This is a genomic window from Pedobacter sp., from assembly GCF_046462515.1.
Taxonomy (GTDB): Bacteria; Bacteroidota; Bacteroidia; order Sphingobacteriales; family Sphingobacteriaceae; genus Pedobacter.
The window spans coordinates 91,166-109,503 of sequence record NZ_JBKGVD010000010.1 but is presented as its reverse complement, the minus strand read 5'-3'; the positions used below and the strand labels follow the sequence as shown (position 1 = coordinate 109,503).

Genomic DNA, 18,338 nt, shown 5'->3' with positions numbered 1-18,338 from the left:
GATGCTGCAGCGGGATGACTACTATGCGTTTGGGTTGAGGAAGAGTGTGAACGGCGGGAACAACAAATATCTATACAATGGCAAAGAACTACAGGATGAACTGGGACAGTACGATTACGGAGCCAGGTTCTATGATCCGGTGATCGGTAGGTGGAATGTGGTGGATCCGTTGGCGGAGAGTTATCATTCTTTTTCCCTCTTTAATTATGTAGAGAATAATCCCATTTCGAATATAGATCCGGATGGTAGGTCAACTCAGGGTTTATATACAAGATATGTCGCTACGAGAGGTAGGCCTATACCGGCACGTCCGATTTTAGGTTTGGACTTGATTTCTCAAAGTTTAGTTATGTAATCATCATAAAATCTTTGGAGCTTAATTATACAAGTATAGGTGTAGATTTATTTGCGTTATGTTTGCTAATTTTCTATTTATATCAATATAATAGCTGAAATTAAGTAATAAACGAGCCTAGCAGGTCGAGATTTGTAATTCTCACTGGTCAGAATTTGTAATCTCGGCTTTGTTAGACAGTAAAAACGATACTGGAAAACATCAAATCAGTGGTTCGTAGCCCAGCAGTAGCCTAAAATGCAAATGGGCTACATAAAGCACAGAAAACCAGTAAGAAAGAAGCCGTAGCCCAAGAAAAGTAAAAAACGTACAGTAAGCGAAAAAGCTGAAAGCTAAAAGAGTAGATTGGCTCTCAATGAGATTGGCCTATGTAACGTTAATTGATAGTTCTTCTTTTTGTAAAGAATGAATAAAGATAATGATAGATTTCAATAAAAGTTCGAATAACTTTTCCGCAGGAAGATGAAATTCTATCCCATCTCAAGAAACTGGAAAAAATGATTTATTAAAGCTTTTTGTCAAGCTAAATACTTAACCCTAAAAGTAAATAGATATATATCTAATGATAAACTATAAAATCGTAAAGTAAAGTGCCTGACTGATCATATACATCATATCATCATAAAGAACCCAGGCCATATTACGGCTGTCGCCCCAGGTTTTGTAATTGTTTTTAACTAAAAACCTGCCAAAATATTTTGATTCAGGATCGTCATCATATCCTATAACGCAGATATCATGATACCCTGAGGCTTTTTTGCCACGATATAAAGAAGGTAAAGTTGTATTGCAATCGTCTTTAAGTTTATTTGAGAAATCTTTGGTAAGATTAACCACAATTAAAACAGGGACCTGATGAGCGAGCACAATTTTTATTTTTTCAATAGCCTGTACTGAGGTATCGTTTTGGGTTTGGATATATTCGTATTTATCCAATCGTGTTTGGCTGGCCAGTGCAAAAATATTATCGGGTATTGTAGCGGTACAATCCGGTGGGAAATCGATCAGTTTTGGACAGCCATCTTTACCAAAAATAGCCAGATCAATGTCGTAATTACCCTGACGACCGCACCAATAATTAAAATTTGTGTTCTGCCTGTGGCGACTTGCAATAAAACCCGGAGAAAAAGCATTTTCTTCTACCTCTTTTCTCTCGGTGATATTATGCTTTACACAATAGTTAATACTTAAAGCAGTATAAGCAAAAGCATAGGCGTAACAGGTTGAACGGTATTGACCTTTTGCATTTGGGCAATAGACAGATAAATCAATTTTAGAAGGTAACCGTTCTGCAGGTAGTTGCAGGTTTACTGTTTTCATTTGCCGGGCGTTTTATAAATTATGTTAGTGCTAAATTAGTGCAATGCAACAGAACTTAAAAAGGTATTTTCCCGATAAGGAATTGGGTATTTTTACGGTATAGGTTATGCAAATTATTTTAAATTCAATTATCAAACCTTCGGTTTTTTCTTTAGATAATCTACTAAAAATTGCCGTCTGTCGACGAAGTTGTTAATAAATTGTGATGTAATTAGTTTTGGATAAACACAAATGATTTTAGCACTAGAATGAAAATTAAAATGATTCTGATAGTTGCGCTTATTAGTTTATCGCAGCCAATTATCTACGCCCAATTCAATAGAGATAGTACAGGTCTTACTGTCAATCAGGTGTCTGAGAGCCTCATTCAGAGATATATAGATCCGGATGTTGGGCATCGCATGGCAGAAATTTTGAATGCCAATTTAAAGTTGGGTAAATATGACAGGATTGCATCTGGTCAGGAACTAGCCAATCAGTTAACCTTAGATGTAAGAAGTATTTTCGATGATCGGCACTTAGTTATTTATTATTCTGCAAAAGAACTTGAGAAACTGAATGGATTTGCGACCCAGTTAACAGAACAACAGCAATTGGAAAGATTTGAGACTATGAAAAAAGAACAGTTCGGACTTAAAAAGGTGGCCATTCTTGAGGGAAATATTGGATATCTCGATTTTAAGTATTTTGGTCCGCTAGATTATTCAGGCGAACTCATTGTTAAGGCAATGGATACGTTGTCAAGCACCAATGCATTGATCATTGATTTAAGATCTTGCACCGGAAGCATGTCAGAAGATTTCAATCTTTTATTTCCAGGTTACTTTTTATCAAGATCAGTCTTACTCAGCACCACAAGTTATCGTTTACCTAAACAGGCCAAACAAAACTGGAGTTATGGTTATGTTCCGGGCAAAAAGTATCTTAACAAACCTGTGTATATTTTAACAAGTGGTGGTACCTTTTCAGGAGCTGAAGCCTTAGCATACTGTCTCCAAGCTTTAAAAAGAATTACAATTGTTGGAGACGTTACTGGAGGGGCGGCCAATCCTGTTGGATCTATTACATTGAACAACCACTTTGGTATTAATATGCCAGAGGCCAGTGTAACTAATGCGATAACAAAAACCAATTGGGAAACTGTAGGAGTTATACCCGAGTTGAAAGTGCCAGCAAGGGATGCATTACGCATTGCACATCTTGTTGCATTAGACACCATAATGAAAACAAAACCAGAAAAATGGAAGCCAGAATATAGTTTGATCGTAGAAAAACTAAAAGCAGATAAGCCCTTGACCAAGCTCGTTCAGTTCTCACTTGAGGGTTACCAAGATGCCAAATCTGTTTCTGTTGCAGGAGATTTTAACTACTGGGGAAGACACACAAATCAGCTTGAGCGTAACAATAAAGGTGGATGGAGTATCAGAATTGAAGTGCCTAAGGGCAAAATACGTTACCGGTTTATGGTAGATAATCAGAAGGTTCTAGATCCGTTAAATCCGGAAAAGGAAGATAATGTTAACGTAAAAATCGTTAAAGAATAAGAGAACTGGCGTCAAAGATTAATTTAACAGGTAAGCCAAAACAATAAATTTCTGTCAGAATACGCATAAAATAATACTATGATAGCGCTTAAAAATGAAAATAAGTAAGGTGGAAAAAGAAAAGCGAATCTGTGTAGATTCCTTCTCTTTAATTGTATCTGTAATAATTATTTCTTTGCCTGAACTACGTCGCTATAGGTAAGCGAGCCATCTAAATTTACCTGTACAAGGCGCACATATACAGACTGCGCTGTTGTTAAGCCCTTATGTAATTGTGGAGATGTATCATCAACTTTGGCACAAGCGGCAATACTTGTTATTACTAGCAATAACATCGCAAGCTTTAAGAACTTATTTTTGGTGGCAGGTAAAAGTAAGAATGCCAATAAGCCAAAACCGGCCAAAGCCAACTGATCCAATGAATGGTTAAACGTGTAGCTTAACGCTGCTGATGAATTGCCGTTTACCGCTTTAGAATTTACTTTGCCTAAGTTGGTCCAGATACTACCATTAACCGATGCTTGTATTAAGAAATGACTATTGTTGTTTTCGCTAGCGGTTTTCCATTTTACATACAGCTCATTACCTTTTCTTTCTGCGCTAAACGATTGTAGCGTTATAGGCAATACGGCCGATGTTGTAAATGTTAGCGGACTAGCCGTCCAGTTTCCATATGCGTTGCCGTTGTAAGTGCGCATCCACACATAATAAGTAGTTGAAGGCTGTAAACCTGTTAAGTTAAGAGCTGTGCCTGTAGCCAGTCCACTTGCGGTTTCGTTGTTAGCTGGAGCCGTATTAACTGTAGAAAGATAATAAGGGTAAACATTTTCTAAGGGAGAATATTCGAGGTCATCTATGCATACAACTTCACCAGGGCCTCCAGTAGTTGGAAAAGAAATGTTAATTGCTTTAATGTTGCTCCAATTAAGTGTTAAATATTCAAAGCCTATACTAGAACTCACATTTACGGTCTTACTATATAATTCAGTATTGTTAATACTATAGCCCTTAATAGTATAAGAGGTTAAATATTGCGGATAAATCCATAACCCTTTTAAAGTAACAGGTACATTAAAAGTTAGCCTGTTATCGGTACGGGCAATAAACAAACTACCATTACCAGAATGGATTGTGCCATTATAGGTTCTGATATCGGTATTGTTCGAAACCCAATTGTAGCCTTCACTACTCCAAGAGGTAGTGCCAAACGCTTGTTCGAAACCTTCAATCTTTGTAGAGGTTGTAGGAGCTGTGGTAGAAGCCTGCCAGTTTACAGTAGTGGTCTTGTCTGAAATATTGGTAGCACTTAAGTTGGTTGGCGCATTTTGGGCATTTGCAGTACACACAAGTAGTATGACAACAAATATCAGAGAGAATAAGTGTTTCATGCATGTATTTAACTTGGTAAGTTATAAATATATAAAAATACCTTTAATTATGTGGGCTCCTGTTTTATTTGTTCAGATAAACTTAATGAAATATGTTAGGGACACCCCAATTGTGAACTAGGTGTGTCTGCAATTTTATCCCTGATTGCCGTTACATAACCGTTGTTGTGACAATATAGCCGCTTAACCATATCCTCGGTGACCTATGTAAAAACGTCCGCGTTTTTCAGATTGTAAGATATAAACGACAAACATAGATTTCTAGGAATTGCTTTAAAAGCAAAAAGCCTCTCATTTCTGAAAGGCTTTCGTTTCGATTTTATTTGTACTGAAGGCGGGAATCGAACCCGCACGCCTGTTGAGGGCACAGGATTTTAAGTCCTGCGTGTCTACCAGTTCCACCACTTCAGCAAGCAATAAATGCTTTTTAAAATTAAATGCCTCCTGGTAGGAAGGCATTTAGAGCGAAAGACGAGATTCGAACTCGCGACCCCAACCTTGGCAAGGTTGTGCTCTACCAACTGAGCTACTTTCGCTTAAATTACATCTCCGATGTAAGACCCAAATGTTTTGGTTTAATATACCGTTCTTCCGTTTGGGTTTGCAAATATACACAGATTTATATTGCTGCCAAGAAATATTTTACATTTTTTTTAATGTTTAATCTAACTCATTGTTTTTCAGTAAAAGAAAAATTAAATCTTTTTCATAACCCTTGCTTAAAAGATAATTTAAGAGCTTATAACTGCGTTTAACAGCATTTTTTTCGGTAATGCTACCTGCTTTCTTTTCAAAAAGTTGTGTTAAATTTTTCAAGTAAGTTTCTTCGTTCAGGCTGCTAAGGGCTTTTTGTATAATTTTATCTGGAACTCGCTTTAATTTTAAACCCTGTTTAATCTTAAGTTTACCCCATTTCTTGATATGATGCTTACCCGATGCATAACTTAAGGCAAACCGTTCTTCATTTAAAAAATTGTTGGCAATCAGTTCGGCAATAATTTCTTCTATTTCGGTAGTTTTAAGTTCCCATTCATAAAGCTTATTTCTCATTTCATGTTGCGATCTTTCTTGATAAGCACACCACTGCTCTGCTTTTAACAAAGCCGACTTCTGATCTAAAGCTATTTTGTTTTCTTTAACACTTTTCATAATTAAATGCTGAAATTCGTAAAAAAATAAGAGTAAAACACATTTTTCTATGATGGATAACGAAAATTACTCCATAGCACAGGTTGCGAAGATCATGGATGCCAAAGCTGTATTGGTTAATCCTGAGCTTAAAATCAAGAAACTGCTTACAGACAGCCGTACGGTTACTGCACCCGATGAGGGATTATTCTTCGCGGTAAAAGCACAACGCAACGGACACGACTTTATTGACGGTGCTTACCAAAATGGAGTAAGGAATTTTGTAGTATCAGAAAAAGGTTTTACAGAAAAGTATGCCGATGTAAACGTTCTGTTCGTACCCCATGTATTGGCAGCTTTACAGCATTTGGCACAATACCACCGCTCAAGATTTAACTTAAAAACCATTGGCATAACGGGCAGTACAGGAAAATCGATGGTAAAAGAATGGTTGTACCAGCTTTTGGCTACAGATTACAATATTGTTCGCAGTCCAAAGAGCTACAACTCGCAAATAGGCGTGCCCTTATCGGTATGGCAGATCACGGCAAACCATAATCTGGGAATTTTTGAAGCAGGGATTTCAACAGCCAACGAAATGCAGGCTCTGCATGATATGATTAAACCTGATATTGGCATATTAACAAATATAGGCTTGCAACATGATGAAGGCTTTGATAACTGTACTGAAAAAATTAAGGAAAAGCTCAAATTATTTGAAAGTGCAAAATTGCTGATCTACAATCCCGGATATGTAAAAGGGATAGATATGGAAAATTTATCCATTGAACAAAGCTTTACCTGGGGTACCGAAAGTACAGCAGATTTGCAGGTATTTGAACGTTTAAATAAAAACGAAACCACGCATTTAAAAGCTCATTATAAAGGCGAAGAAATTGAGATGACCATTCCTTTTACCGATCCCGCATCGGTAGAAAATGCTATAATTTGCTGGGCGGTGCTTTTAGCTTTAGGTTATGAAAATACGTTGATAAGTGAACGCTTTATGCGATTGAGCCCTGTGGTGCTGCAATTGCAATTACTTAACGGAATTAACCAATGCTCAATTATTCATGATCATTACAGTACCGATATTTCATCTTTAGCCATAGCGCTCGATTTTCTGAACCAGCAGAACCAACATAACCGTAAAACTTTAATCCTTTCAGATCTTAACCCCGAAGGCAAAGAAACAGCACAGGTTTACCAGGAAGTAGCAACATTGCTTAAACACAAGCATGCCGGCCGATTGATAGGCGTAGGCCCAGAAATTTCAGCTTTTGCAAACTTGTTTGATAAAAGCAGTTTATACTTTGAAACAATAGAAGAGCTCATTGCTAAACTACCCGAAATCAATTTTAACAACGAGACCATTCTTTTGAAAGGACAGGACCGGTTTGGATTTGCGGCCTTAGGTAAATTACTTATGCAAAAAGTACACGATACGGTTTTAGAGATTAACCTCAATGCATTGCTTAAAAACCTGCAATATTACCGGGCGCAATTAAAACCGGGAGTTAAGACAATGGCCATGGTAAAAGCTTTCTCTTACGGTAGCGGAAGTTTTGAAATTGCCAATCTGTTGCAATACCATAAGGTAGATTACCTGGCGGTTGCTTATGCCGATGAAGGAATTGCTTTGCGTAAAGCAGGTATTACGCTGCCTATAATGGTAATGAGCCCTGAGGTTTCTGCTTTTGAAGCCATGGTTAAATACAATTTAGAACCCGAAATTTACAGCACAGAGGTTTTAACTGATTTTATTAAAGCATTGCCGGTCAATGTTCAGCATTTTCCTATCCACATAAAGGTAGATACAGGTATGCACAGATTGGGTTTTGAGCAGCATGATCTCAAAGCTCTGCTACAGATTTTGGCCCATAACCGTAAAATAAAAGTGGTATCTGTTTTTACCCATTTAGCCGGAGCAGATGAAACCCTGCACGATGATTTTACGCAAATGCAGGTGCAAAAATACCTTGCTTTTTATCATGAATTGCTCACTGTTCTTCCAGATCAGCCTATACGGCATGTGTTAAATACATCTGGAATCAGCCGTCATGCAAATGCGCAATTTGATATGGTGCGTATTGGTATAGGTATGTACGGTTTTGATGCCGCGTTGCCAAAAAGCAAAGGACTGGAAACGGTGGCCTGTCTTAAAACAACCATTTCGCAGATCAAAGTATTAAAGGCCGGAGAAACCGTAGGCTACAGTCGCAGAGGCGTACTGCTACATGACGGCAAAATTGCTACAGTTAAAATTGGCTATGCCGATGGTTACAACCGCAATTTTGGCAATGGCAGGGGTAAGATGCTGGTAAACGGACGTTTGGCACCTACTGTGGGTTCAATTTGCATGGATATGTGTATGCTGGATATTAGTGGCATTGAAGCCAAAGTTGGAGATGAAGTAATTGTATTTAATCATGAGCATACCATTGCAGACTTGGCGAACGCAATTGAAACCATTCCCTATGAAATACTGACCAATGTTTCGCAAAGAGTTAAACGAGTATATTTATATGGCTAAAAAAGCAGTGTGAGATGTGTTAAAATTTAAGTAAAAACATTTTACTAATTTTGCGCCATGAATAAGCTGGGAAAAGCCATACTAAATTATTTAATCAGAGGATTGCTTGTAGTTGTACCTATTGCATTAAGTATTTTTATTGTGGTTTGGGCAGTTACCACTGTAGATAGCTGGTTAAACATCAATAACATTTTAGGCGTTGATCCTAAAACAGGTATGAGCAGAAATATTCCCGGCTTAGGGCTGGCTCTGGTTATTGCACTTATCTTAATTGCAGGGGTTTTTGTAACCAACTTTGTAACCGCGCCCATGTATAACTGGTTTCAAAGAATGTTGAACCGTTTACCCTTGATCAACTTCATTTATTCTTCTATAAAAGATTTAACAGAAGCATTTGTGGGCGATGAGAAAAAGTTTAATCATCCGGTTCTGGTAGAGGTAGAAGAGGGCTTAAAACGTATTGGTTTTTTAACCCAACAGGATCTCAATAAACTTGCATTGCCCGGCGATGTGATTGTTTACTTTCCTTTTTCTTATTCTTTCGCAGGAGTGGTTTACGTGGTGTCAAAAGAACGTGTAAAACCTTTAAATATGTCGGCTGCCGAGGCGATGAAATTAGTGGTTAGCGGCGGTGTAAGCGGGTTTTAGAATTTATATAAGCAAAACCATATAAAGATCAGCATAATGATAAAAAAGAACATTTTTGCAAATGTTTCTTTAATAAATAGGCCGGCCAGCAATACAAAACTTTGATCAATGTTTTGCTCGGTAATGAAACCTGAACCTGAAGCGCCATTACATTTAACCAGTTTATCCTGACTTGCGCCCAGTTGCCAGCTATTTAGAAACATGCTGTTGGCATGCCATAAATATTTCTCTCCGTTGGCTAATTCTACGGTTGCATTTAAAGCAAAGCCATGTACTTGTATTTTGCCTAAAGGTTGATGATTAATGTCGAAAATCTGCGTATCTAAACCTAAAAAGCCTGAAGATTTAAAAAAGAAGGTCTGGTTTTCAAATAATCCTGTAGCACTATGCTGCCACATATTGAAAACAAGATTACCTATAATCTGATTATCTGAAAAAAGCTGATAGTTACTATCAAACACATTTTTTGTCCAAGTTAAAACCCGCATATCCCTAATTTTACTTTTAGACAAAAAATATGTAAGACAGTTACAAAATATAAGTTTTTTATCAGAAGTTCGGTTTTAAAACATATTTGTCATAGAACCTAAAAATATGTTCTGCGGCTTCTTCAGCCGTATCAACCAGCCTGAAAAGGTTAAGATCTTCGGCATTGATGTTACGCTCTTTTTCAAGCATGGTGTTTTTAATCCAGTCAACCAGGCCTCCCCAATAATCTGTACCCACTAAAACAATAGGAAAACGGGCAATCTTACCGGTTTGTATAAGTGTTAGTGCTTCAAAAAGCTCATCCATGGTGCCCATTCCACCCGGTAACACGATAAAACCCTGAGAGTATTTCATGAACATTACTTTCCTTACAAAGAAATAATCGAATTGAAGTAAACGGCTTGGTTCAATGTATTTATTATGAAACTGTTCAAAAGGTAATTCAATATTTAAACCCACAGATTTACCGCCGTTCATGTGCGCGCCACGGTTACCGGCTTCCATGATACCCGGGCCACCTCCGGTTATTACACCATAACCACGTTCAGTTAATAAACGGCCGCACTCAACGGCAATCTGGTAATAAGGATTGGTTTCTGCAGTACGTGCCGAACCAAAAATACTTACGCAGGGACCTATTTTTGCCAGCTTCTCAAATCCATCTACAAATTCAGCCATGATCTTAAAGATCTGCCAGCTATCCGTAGTTTTAATTTCCTGCCAGTCTTTATTGGCAAAAGCACTTCTTATTTTTTCTTCACTGTTCATAATTAGATATTAAAATTTTGTCTGCTGGTCAGTTTTTTTACTGATCAGCATTAAACCTAAAAAGGTAATTAAGCCGTTAATTAAAATCAGCTCTACGCTAAATACATAACCTCCTAACCAGTCTTTGGCATGAGTGTTTAATAAATAGCAAACCGCTGGCGATATTAAACAGATAAAAGGTACCAGCTTATCGTGTAAACCTCTGTTCTTAACAAATAGCCCAAAACTGTAAAGACCTAACAATGGCCCGTAAGTATAAGAAGCTACCTGAAATATTTTAGATACCACAGATTGGTCGTTCAGAGCGTTAAAAATGATGATTACCAAAAACATCAGCAATGAAAACACTACGTGTACAGTATGACGTGTTTTGATATCTTTCTTAGGATCTGCGCTTTGTTTTTTGTCCATGCCTAAAAAATCCACACAAAAAGAAGTGGTTAATGCAGTTAAAGCAGAATCGGTAGTGGCAAAAGTTGCTGCCGTTAAACCTAACATAAATACAATGGCAGGTACAACACCTAAATAATTCAAGGCAATTTCAGGAAATAAAAAGTCAGTTCTTGAAGCGCCTGTAGCATCGGTAGGAATGGCAACACCATTTTTTGCAGCATAAATATAAAGCAGGGCACCCACGCTTAAAAAGAATAAGTTAATTACCAGGAAAACACTGGTAAAAGAGAACATGTTCTTTTGCGCTTCACCAATATTTTTACAGCTCAAATTCTTCTGCATCAGATCCTGGTCTAAACCCGTCATGGCAATAGTTACAAACATTCCGCCTAATACCTGTTTTATCCAGTGAAACTTACTGCCAATAAAATCTTCATAGAAGAATATTTTAGAATAATTACTTTCTTTAATGGTTTCAAAAGCATGTAAGATATTTAAATCTAAACTTTTGGTAATAAAGTAAATGGTTAAAAATACCGATAAGACAAGAAAGAACGTTTGCAGCGTATCTGTAATAATAATGGTTTTTAAACCACCTTTAAAAGTGTATGACCATATGAGCAAGAGCGATAAAAGAACAGTTGCCCAAAAAGGGATTCCATAATTATCAAATATAAAGTGTTGTAATACAATAACAACAAGGTATAACCTAAAAGCAGAACCAATGGTGCGGCTGATCAGGAAAATAGTTGCAGCGGTTTTATAGCTGTAAAACCCTAAGCGTTTCTCGATGTAGCTATATATAGATGTAAGCTGCATGCGGTAATACAGCGGTAAAAGTACGGTAGCTATAATAATAAAACCAATTACGTTACCCAGTACAAACTGAAAATATTGGAACTGGTTTCCGGCAGGAGCACCAACCTCTCCCGGTACAGATATAAAGGTTACACCTGATAAGGCTGTACCGATCATACCAAATGCAACCAGATACCATTTCGAGTTCCGGTTAGCAATAAAAAAAGTAGAATTATCAGATGTTTTTTTTGAGGTAGCGAATGAAATAATAATCAGCATAAGGAAGTAGCCGATTAAAAAGCAAAGTAAAATAGTAGGTGACATTCTTTGATCTTATGTTTAAAGAGATAAATGTAGTAAAAAGCCTATTTAAAAATCAAATATCAACTAAGAAATAATAAATTTGTATTATGAATTTTTCGTCCAGATTATTGGAAGAGGCAGTAAATGAGTTTAGTAAGCTTCCGGGGGTAGGTCAGAAAACGGCGTTGCGACTGGTACTCCATTTACTGAACAGAGATGAGGCTGAAATTGGCAGGTTTACAGGGGCAATGGTTACCTTAAAAAAAGATATTAAATATTGCACTGTTTGCCATAATATATCTGATGATGAAACCTGCTCTATTTGCACTTCTCCAAAAAGAGATCACGAAACCATCTGTGTGGTTGAAGATACAAGAGATGTAATGGCTATCGAAAATACAAATCAGTATTTTGGTTCATACCATGTTTTAGGCGGACTCATTTCGCCTATGGATGGGATAGGACCTTCAGATTTGCAGATAGAAAGCCTGGTAAAGCGTGCGGCAACACATCCGGTAAAAGAAATTATACTTGCCTTAAGTGCCAATATGGAGGGCGATACCACCTTATTCTACCTGCATAAAAAATTAAAAGATTTTAACATCCCTATTACCACAATTGCCAGAGGTATTGCCTTTGGCGGCGAGCTTGAATATGCCGATGAAGTTACATTAGGCAGATCTATCATTACCCGTGTACCCTATGAAAATACATTAATTAAAGGTTAGGCTGTAAAAAATACTGTAATAAAGTAAAATGAATTTAAAAGATAAAGTAGTTATTGTTACCGGAGCCTCATCTGGCATTGGTAAAGCGCTTGCTTTTGAACTGGCAAAAAGGGGGGCAAACCTGGTGCTTGGCGCAAGGCAATTTGTAAGCTTATGTGAGATTACCGCCACCCTCGAAAAAGATTTTGGTATAAGGGCACTGGCTGTACAAACCGATGTAAGTAAAGAAGAAGACTGCAAAATGCTTATAGAACAGGCAAAAACTACTTTTGACCGTATAGATATACTCATTAATAATGCAGGTTTATCTATGCGGGCTTTATTTAATGATTTAGATCTTTCGGTAATCAAAAATCTGATGGATGTGAATTTTTGGGGTACCGTATATTGCACCAAATATGCTTTGCCTGAGATTTTAAAAAATCAGGGAAGTGTGGTAGGCGTATCATCCATTGCTGGTTACAGAGGTTTGCCGGGTCGTACAGGTTATTCTTCTTCAAAATTTGCCATGAATGGTTTTATGGAGGCCCTCCGTACAGAACTGCTTAAAACAGGCGTGCATGTAATGGTAGCCTGCCCAGGTTTCACAGCCTCAAACATTAGGGTTACCGCGCTGGCAAAAGATGGTTTGGCACATGGCGAAACCAGCATGGAAGAAGAGAAAATGATGAGCGCCGAAGAAGTTGCGCAAAGGATTTGCAACGGAATTGAAAAAAGAAAACGCACGCTTGTTATGACCAGACAGGGTAAATTAGCCGTATGGGTAAATAAACTTTTTCCGACATTTGCCGATAAAAAAGTGTTTGAGCTTTTTGCCAAAGAAAAAAATCCTTTGATAAGCTAATAAACAGATGTAGGCAAATGCGCTTCGGCAGATGAAAATTATAGCGAGAACACTTACCTTATTGGGGTTAATGCTTTGCATGGGTTTACAAAATCTGTATGCAAGTGATATACCCGTAAACCCTAAAAAACTTAAAACAGGTGAAGATTACCTGAAAATAGTAAAATACTACAGGTATCTTAAACCAGATTCTGCGCTGTATTTTGTTAAAGAAGGAATAGCATTTGCAAAAAAGCATAATGATAAAAAAACGCTTGCTGCTCTGTTTAACCAGAACGGCATGATCGATGATAACGCCACGCGTTTTAAGGAAGCCAAAGAACAATACGAAAAAGCTGAAACCCTGTATCGTGAACTGGGAGACGAAAAAGGAGAAGCTGCCATTTTGGTAAGATTAGGGGTTGTAGAAAAAAGAAAAGGGAATTACGATAAGTCGTTAGCCTATTTTTATGACGCGCTAAGATTAAGCGAAAAAAATAATGACAAATTAGGTTTGCTTGAAGCCCGTGTTGTATTATCAGAAGCTTATTACAGCGTAGGCGATTATAGCAGCGCTTTAAAGAATTTAGATATTGCCCAAAAGATAGATAGTGAAATCCCACTCTCTAATTTCACCTTCAACATGTATATCAGCTATGGTTACACCTATGTAAAGCTGAAAGAATATGATAGTGCCATACATTATTTAGAAATGGGATTAAAAAAGTGCAATAAAACCGAATACAATGGATTGCGCATTAGTTTGTTAAAGGTGCTGGCAATTGCTTATTTCCAAAAAGGCAATCAGGCGAAAGCAGAAAAGTATTTTTTGGAAGCCTTATCATTTGCCCGTCAGATTAAAAATGTATTAAGAGAACAATCTACTTTAACAGAGTTTGCAGAAGTTTATATGGGGGTTGATGCTGATAAGGCATTGTATTATTTTAAACAGGCCTTGCGTATTGTTGAAGAAAATAAATTGTACATACAGCAGATAACTATTTTAAACAAAATGTCTGAATTGTATGAAAAGAAAAAAGATTTGAAAAAAGCACTTGAATGTAAAGCCAAAAGCTACAGTCTGGCTGAGCAGTTTTATTATAGAGATATGATGAAGCAGGTAACCAGTCTTGAAACTGCTTATAATCTCGAAAAATCAAATGCACAGGTAAAAGAGCTTAAATTAAAAAGCAGTAAGGCCACTATGGTAAGAAATGTAACCATTTCTATAGCACTGGCAGCCCTTATAATTTTAGCGATCATTTTAGCCAATTATTATAAAACCAGACATTTAAATAAACTCTTACAGCAAGCCAATTCCAGATTAGAAGAAAACAACAGACAGAAAGATAAATTCTTTTCAATTGTAGCACATGACATCAGATCACCTCTGGTTTCTACGATCGGTTTTTTGAATCTCATCAATGATGGAGACATAGATGCGGCTACCCGCGAAGAGATTATTAGTAAGCTGAGCGAACATTGTGAAAACAGCCTTGAAATATTGGATAAACTGCTCAAATGGGGACAAATGCAAATTAAGGGTATACGTTTAAATGTAACCACTTTTAACGCGATAGAAAATATCCAGAAAAATGTAGCATTGATCAAAGAAGCCGCAATGCAAAAAAATATCAGCATTCATTTAGATGTATCTCATAGCATTATGCTACAAACAGATTCAAACCATTTTGATTTTGTTATCAGAAACCTTTTATCCAATGCAGTTAAATTTACGCAGGCCGGAGGCACGGTAAGGCTTAAAGCCGAAACAATAGCCGATAATAAAATACAATTTAAAGTGATTGATACCGGAGTAGGCATAGCGGCCAATCGTATCAATAATATATTTAACTTATCTTCTATAAGTACAAAAGGAACTTCACAGGAAGAAGGTACCAGCTTAGGGCTCATCATCTGCAAAGAATTTATTCAGGCCAATAAAGGTGAGCTGAGCGTAGAGAGTGAAGTAGGTAAAGGAACTGTTTTCACTTTTATACTGGAAGGGTTTGACCAAAATAAAAAAGTATAAATTTTTCAAAAATCTTGCAATTGATAAAAAACTGTTTCATATTTGCCTAAGCGATGAGAAAATTAATGTTAAATACAAACTGGTGGTGGCATAACAATTTTTGTTAGGCCATTCTATGTTGTATTTAATTTAAAAATATTGATAAACAAAAAGGATTGCCTGAAACGCAATCCTTTTTTTATTGCCTTCAGGTTGTCCCGATAAAATAAAAAAGAATGAAAAAAATTCTTAACCATTTATTCGAGAACAAAACATTTAATCGTGCAGAAGCACAAAAAATACTTACCTCTATAGCTTTAGGAGAGTTCAACGCAGCGCAGATGGCCGCATTTCTTACAGCTTATGCTATGCGAAACATTACTGTAGAAGAACTTCAGGGATTTAGAGATGCTATGCTTGAATTATGCATAAAATTAAACTTGAATGATTTTGAACTGGTAGATCTGTGCGGAACAGGTGGAGACGGAAAAGATACTTTCAATATTTCTACGCTGGCATCTTTTGTGGTAGCAGGAGCGGGCTATAAAGTAGCTAAACATGGTAATTATGGCGTATCATCAGGCTGTGGTTCCAGCAACGTAATTGAATATTTAGGTTATAACTTTACCAATAATGAGGACGTACTGAAACAGAGCTTAGATAAAGCAGGAATTTGTTTTATCCATGCACCACTTTTTAATCCTGCCATGAAAACCATTGCACCCATACGTAAAGAATTAGGTGTAAAAACTTTTTTCAATATGTTGGGGCCAATGGTAAACCCCGCGCAACCCCAAAACCAGATTATAGGTGTATTTAGTTTAGAACTAGCCCGGATTTACGCTTATTTATATCAGGAAACCGATAAGAATTACACTATTTTGCATGCAGTAAATGGTTTTGATGAAGTATCATTAACCTGCGATTTTAAGACCTTTACCAGACAGGGCGAAGTGCTGCATACCATAGAAAGCTTAGGTTTTGAAACCCTTGACGAAAAAGAGATCAAAGGAGGTAGTACGGTACAATCTTCGGCTAAAATATTTATAAATGTACTGGAAGGAAAAGGTACAGATAGCCAGACCAATGTAGTGCTCTGCAACGCGGCATTGGCTATACAAACTATTGAAAAAGAGCTTTCTTTTGCTGACTGCTATTACAAAGCAGAAGAATCATTAATGAGCGGGAGAGCCTATCACAGTTTTAAAAATCTTATGGCTTAATAAAAAAGATGTTATCAGAAACAATAAAAATTAAGGTTTGCGGCATGAGCAGGGCTGCTAATATTGCAGAACTGGCAAGTCTTCAACCGCATTACATGGGGTTTATATTTTATCCTCAATCGCCAAGAATGATTACAGAGGTATCTGCCGAGCTGATCCGTTACATTCCAGAGTCCATCAGAACAACGGGCGTGTTTGTTAATGAGGATACGCATAAAGTAGAAACAATAGTTAGGCAGCATGGGCTAAAAGCCATACAATTGCACGGTAATGAAAGTCCGGGGTATTGCAAAAACCTGCAAGCATTAAATATAGAAGTTATTAAAGCTTTTGGTATAGATGAAAATTTTGACTTCGCGGTTTTAGAAGCCTATATAGATGCAGTTGATTTCTTTCTTTTTGATACCCAGACCAAAAATTACGGCGGCTCCGGAAAAACGTTTAACTGGAAGTTGCTGGCTCAATATACTTTGCAGAAACCTTATTTCTTAAGCGGAGGAATTGATCTGCAACATGCAGACGAGATCAAGAAAATCAATGATAAACGTTTGTATGCCATAGACCTGAACAGCAGATTTGAGATAGAACCAGGGTTGAAAGACATCAATAAACTGCAAAGATTTTTAAAAGAATTAACTGAAGAACAGCATTAAGAAAATAGAGGTTCGCCTCTTGTAAATAAAAAAGAACATGAATTATTTTGTTGATGAACGGGGATATTACGGAGACTTTGGCGGAGCTTATATCCCCGAAATGTTATATCCCAATGTAGAAGAATTACGTAGAAATTATCTTCATATAATCAATGAAACCGGTTTTCAGAATGAGTTTAAACAACTGTTAAAAGATTATGTTGGTAGACCTTCGCCGTTGTATTTGGCTAAGCGCTTATCTAAAAAATATGGTGCAAATATCTTTCTGAAAAGAGAAGATCTGAACCATACCGGAGCGCATAAAATTAATAATACCATTGGGCAGATCTTACTGGCAGAAAAACTGGGCAAAAAACGCATTATTGCCGAAACCGGAGCCGGACAACATGGCGTAGCAACAGCAACAGTTTGCGCTTTAAGAGGTCTGGAATGTGTAGTATATATGGGCGAAGTAGATATCAAACGTCAGGCGCCAAATGTAGCCCGGATGAAAATGTTAGGCGCTAAAGTGGTAGCAGCTACTTCAGGCAGTAAAACATTAAAAGACGCTACAAACGAAGCTATGAGAGATTGGATCAATAATCCGGTAGATACGCATTACATTATCGGTTCGGTAGTTGGGCCGCATCCATATCCTGATATGGTGGCGCAATTTCAGTCTGTGATCTCTTTTGAAACAAAAAAACAGTTAAAAGCGCATACAGGAAACGAATTGCCCGATTATGTGCTGGCCTGTGTAGGAGGTGGCAGTAATGCCATGGGTATGTTCTATCATTTTATTGATAATGAAAGCGTAAAGTTAATTGCCGTAGAAGCTGCGGGTAAAGGCGTAGACAGTGGTTTTTCGGCGGCAACCACAACATTGGGTAAGGAAGGTGTTTTGCATGGCAGCAAAAGTATTTTAATGCAAACTGCCGACGGACAGGTTGTAGAACCCCATTCTATTTCGGCAGGATTGGATTACCCAGGAATAGGCCCTCAACATGCGCATTTATTTAAAAGTGGTCGTGGACAATATGCTGCGATTACAGATGATGAAGCAATGAACGCAGGTTTACTGCTTACACAATACGAAGGTATTATACCAGCTATAGAAAGCGCACACGCACTGGCTTATCTTGAAAAAATGCAGCTTAATCCCTCAGATACCGTAGTAGTGTGCTTGTCAGGAAGAGGAGATAAAGACATGGATACGTATATGAATTATTTTGATTTACAGCATTAAAAGAACAC

At 37.4% G+C, this 18,338-nt stretch carries 15 protein-coding genes, 2 tRNA genes and 1 pseudogene; 10 read left to right on the top strand and 8 right to left on the bottom strand.

Features of this window, described 5'->3' with window-relative positions; translation table 11 throughout:
• Positions 1–250, top strand: a pseudogene (locus tag ACLHG9_RS15375) (RHS repeat-associated core domain-containing protein); the annotation flags it as partial.
• Positions 251–925: 675 nt separating this feature from the next.
• Here the strand turns inward: ACLHG9_RS15375 and ACLHG9_RS15370 are convergent.
• Positions 926–1,675, bottom strand: a complete 750-nt coding sequence (locus ACLHG9_RS15370; protein ID WP_410222387.1) for a hypothetical protein — start codon at positions 1,673–1,675, stop codon at positions 926–928.
• Between the two features lie 260 nt (positions 1,676–1,935).
• Between ACLHG9_RS15370 and ACLHG9_RS15365 the strand changes: the two genes are divergently transcribed.
• The gene (locus ACLHG9_RS15365; RefSeq protein WP_410222386.1) at positions 1,936–3,219 is read left to right on the top strand and encodes a S41 family peptidase; all 1,284 of its coding nucleotides are present in this window, start codon (positions 1,936–1,938) and stop codon (positions 3,217–3,219) included.
• 167 nt (positions 3,220–3,386) lie between these two features.
• On the opposite strand, the gene ACLHG9_RS15360 is transcribed toward ACLHG9_RS15365, so the two are convergent.
• The 4 genes from ACLHG9_RS15360 to ACLHG9_RS15345 form a co-directional block, all read right to left on the bottom strand.
• Complete coding sequence (locus tag ACLHG9_RS15360; RefSeq protein ID WP_410222385.1) at positions 3,387–4,607, bottom strand: hypothetical protein; 1,221 nt, start codon at positions 4,605–4,607, stop codon at positions 3,387–3,389.
• 326 nt (positions 4,608–4,933) lie between these two features.
• Positions 4,934–5,018, bottom strand: a tRNA-Leu gene (locus ACLHG9_RS15355).
• A 52-nt stretch (positions 5,019–5,070) separates the two neighbouring features.
• Positions 5,071–5,143 (bottom strand) — tRNA-Gly (locus ACLHG9_RS15350).
• A gap of 124 nt (positions 5,144–5,267) precedes the next feature.
• The gene (locus ACLHG9_RS15345) at positions 5,268–5,756 is read right to left on the bottom strand and encodes a regulatory protein RecX (protein ID WP_410222384.1); all 489 of its coding nucleotides are present in this window, start codon (positions 5,754–5,756) and stop codon (positions 5,268–5,270) included.
• Between the two features lie 49 nt (positions 5,757–5,805).
• Between ACLHG9_RS15345 and ACLHG9_RS15340 the strand changes: the two genes are divergently transcribed.
• Entirely contained in the window at positions 5,806–8,268 is a 2,463-nt protein-coding gene (locus ACLHG9_RS15340) for a bifunctional UDP-N-acetylmuramoyl-tripeptide:D-alanyl-D-alanine ligase/alanine racemase (RefSeq protein WP_410222383.1), read from the top strand.
• 57 nt (positions 8,269–8,325) lie between these two features.
• A complete protein-coding gene (locus ACLHG9_RS15335) occupies positions 8,326–8,916 on the top strand; it encodes a DUF502 domain-containing protein (protein WP_410222382.1) in 591 nt (196 codons plus the stop codon).
• On the opposite strand, the gene ACLHG9_RS15330 is transcribed toward ACLHG9_RS15335, so the two are convergent.
• From ACLHG9_RS15330 to ACLHG9_RS15320, 3 genes are all read right to left on the bottom strand, one after another.
• The gene (locus tag ACLHG9_RS15330; protein WP_410222381.1) at positions 8,913–9,404 is read right to left on the bottom strand and encodes a hypothetical protein; all 492 of its coding nucleotides are present in this window, start codon (positions 9,402–9,404) and stop codon (positions 8,913–8,915) included. The genes ACLHG9_RS15335 and ACLHG9_RS15330 overlap by 4 nt on opposite strands.
• Before the next feature lie 61 nt (positions 9,405–9,465).
• Positions 9,466–10,173 (bottom strand): TIGR00730 family Rossman fold protein, encoded by a 708-nt coding sequence (locus ACLHG9_RS15325; protein ID WP_410222380.1) that lies wholly within the window; start codon positions 10,171–10,173, stop codon positions 9,466–9,468.
• Positions 10,174–10,182: 9 nt separating this feature from the next.
• Positions 10,183–11,688: a sodium:solute symporter gene (locus tag ACLHG9_RS15320; protein ID WP_410222379.1), complete on the bottom strand. Its 1,506-nt coding sequence runs from the start codon at positions 11,686–11,688 to the stop codon at positions 10,183–10,185.
• A gap of 86 nt (positions 11,689–11,774) precedes the next feature.
• Between ACLHG9_RS15320 and recR the strand changes: the two genes are divergently transcribed.
• The 6 genes from recR to trpB all read left to right on the top strand — a co-directional run bounded on the left by recR (position 11,775) and on the right by trpB (position 18,330).
• On the top strand, positions 11,775–12,395 hold the full coding sequence (gene recR, locus ACLHG9_RS15315) for a recombination mediator RecR (protein ID WP_410222378.1): 621 nt from the start codon (positions 11,775–11,777) through the stop codon (positions 12,393–12,395).
• 28 nt (positions 12,396–12,423) lie between these two features.
• Positions 12,424–13,239 carry an SDR family oxidoreductase gene (locus ACLHG9_RS15310; protein ID WP_410222377.1) on the top strand — a complete coding sequence of 272 codons (816 nt, stop codon included), beginning with the start codon at positions 12,424–12,426 and terminating at the stop codon, positions 13,237–13,239.
• Between the two features lie 31 nt (positions 13,240–13,270).
• A complete protein-coding gene (locus tag ACLHG9_RS15305; protein WP_410222376.1) occupies positions 13,271–15,250 on the top strand; it encodes a tetratricopeptide repeat protein in 1,980 nt (659 codons plus the stop codon).
• 215 nt (positions 15,251–15,465) lie between these two features.
• Entirely contained in the window at positions 15,466–16,452 is a 987-nt protein-coding gene (trpD, locus tag ACLHG9_RS15300; protein ID WP_410222375.1) for an anthranilate phosphoribosyltransferase, read from the top strand.
• Positions 16,453–16,460: 8 nt separating this feature from the next.
• Positions 16,461–17,105 (top strand): phosphoribosylanthranilate isomerase, encoded by a 645-nt coding sequence (locus tag ACLHG9_RS15295; protein WP_410222374.1) that lies wholly within the window; start codon positions 16,461–16,463, stop codon positions 17,103–17,105.
• A gap of 37 nt (positions 17,106–17,142) precedes the next feature.
• A complete protein-coding gene (gene trpB, locus ACLHG9_RS15290; protein WP_410222373.1) occupies positions 17,143–18,330 on the top strand; it encodes a tryptophan synthase subunit beta in 1,188 nt (395 codons plus the stop codon).
• The last annotated feature ends 8 nt before the right edge of the window (positions 18,331–18,338 follow it).